Annotated in this window: 1 protein-coding gene; it reads right to left on the reverse strand. The window is 38.9% G+C overall.

Going from position 1 to position 1,865, the window contains the following annotated elements; genetic code table 11:
• Positions 1 to 191 precede the first annotated feature (191 nt).
• A complete protein-coding gene (locus BHECKSOX2_RS06180; protein WP_139682905.1) occupies positions 192 to 1,700 on the reverse strand; it encodes an RHS repeat domain-containing protein in 1,509 nt (502 codons plus the stop codon).
• Positions 1,701 to 1,865 lie beyond the last annotated feature (165 nt).

Here is a 1,865-nt window from a genome sequence, read left to right on the forward strand (position 1 = left end):
GATTTAGTTAACATTTTTTTAAGCAAAACGACCAAGAAATAAGAGGTATTTTAGCAAAAGTTGGTTGATTTGTCTAGGGTTATTGTTGGTTTTATTGTTATAAATCAATTTGTTGTGTGGTTTTTAAGGGTTGACTATTTAAAAAGTGTTCACATTGAATTTACAGCACCTGAGTTTGTCTTATATTTGGATTAGGGTGGCATATCTATTTTTTCCATAACATTAAACCCTTCAAGTATATGTAAATTTATTCTGCCATCAGTATTTTTTATAATGTGTTCAGACGAACCTTCAATACTCTTATCAAGACCATAATGTTTCAATTTTAAATTGACAGAAATAAACTCTTTTTTAGTATAAACGACTCCTGCCCATGCGTCTACCACTAAAGAGTCTTCATTCCATTTTTCAGGTTCGAATATGGGAGTTGATTGATTGCGATTAATCAAGTTGAAGGAATGGTCAGAATTTTCAGTTGTTAGATGTTCCACTGTCATGGCAGGATAATTTTTGCTTAATTCATTAAACATAACATTAGCACATTCCGAACAATTAGCAACTTGATATTTGTCCAAGACCAATTCCTTAAATTTATCACTCATATTGAATTTAATAAGCGCTTCAATGCTAGGATTTTCTTTTACACTCATAAACTCATTTCGTAATTGAAGTATCTTTTTATTTGATTCAGCACAGGGGGTCCCCGCATTACGAAGTCGAGTAGAAGATTTCAATGCGCCCAGTTTTTTAAAAACATCTGATTGAAGAATTTCTTGCTGCATGGCTTTTATTTTCTCAATCTTTAAATCAAGTGATGACACTGTTTCATCTATTTTTATATATTTTTCAGAATCTGGCCTTCCAGTTTGTATATTATTTGCACCTCCAACTGCCCCTTCATCTGTATTTTTTCTCTTAACATGCCCCGTCGGATCAACATATTTAAGTGGATTATTGCCCACATAAGCGTACAAATTCAAGCCATCAACCGCCCCTACTGAATCAGGGCTTATCCATCTTGTTAGCCAAGGGGCTAGGTACCTAGCACCGTAGTAGGACAAACCACTATTGTCGTCTCTTTCTTTGCATGTGTAGCGGTAGCGTTTTTGTTGCACTTTGGTTTTGTCTTTGCCAGCGATAATAGCAGTGCCACCATAGGGGTAGTAGTGTTCGTAGCTGAGGGTTTGGGCTTTGTCATTCAACTCTAGGGTGTTGGATTGTAGGTGGCTGTTGAGTTGGTAGCGGGTTTGCGTGTTGTCTTTACTACTTTCACTAAGGATGTGGGTGCCGATGTGCAGAGTGTTGGTTTGTTGTTTTGCTTGCTTGGTTGAGATATCTAGTGCAGGTAGGTAATCTCTTAGGCTTTGCACTTGATTGTTAGATTCAACCACAGTGCGGACTCGCTTGCCTTGGTAATCATAGACATAGTATTGTGCGGTGTTGTTTTTGTCTGCTTTGGTGAGTTGGTTAAGGGTGTTGTTGTAGTGCCAATCTAGAGCACCAATGTTATCAAGGGTTAGTAAGTTGCCATTGGCATCAAAGTCGGTGGTGGATTGCTGGGTTTCGGTGCCACGGTTGTTGCTTGGGTGGATGGCGAGGGTTTGTTGCCATGTGCTGCTGTTTGCTTGGTGTGAGAGGTGGGTTAGGTTGTTGCCTGTGTCGTAGGTGCAGGTTTGGTGGTAGGGTTCTAGTAAATTCATAAAATAACACAATGTTTTTTTCGTGGCGTCGGATGTGCAGGTTCAGGAGCAGATAGGTTGGCTAAACTGTCCAGTTCCACCACGTTATTCCAGTTTGAGCATTTGAATCAATAATTCTCAAGCCACTTACAATCGTCATTTTAAGGGTTTGAGTTTTTGCTTGCA

Source organism: thiotrophic endosymbiont of Bathymodiolus puteoserpentis (Logatchev) (assembly GCF_900127505.1).
Lineage (GTDB): Bacteria > Pseudomonadota > Gammaproteobacteria > PS1 > Pseudothioglobaceae > Thiodubiliella.

Excerpts from the sequence above, each read along its gene's own strand:
- BHECKSOX2_RS06180 (WP_139682905.1), bottom strand. The coding sequence starts at position 1,700 with ATGAATTTACTAGAACCCTACCACCAAACCTGCACCTACGACACAGGC.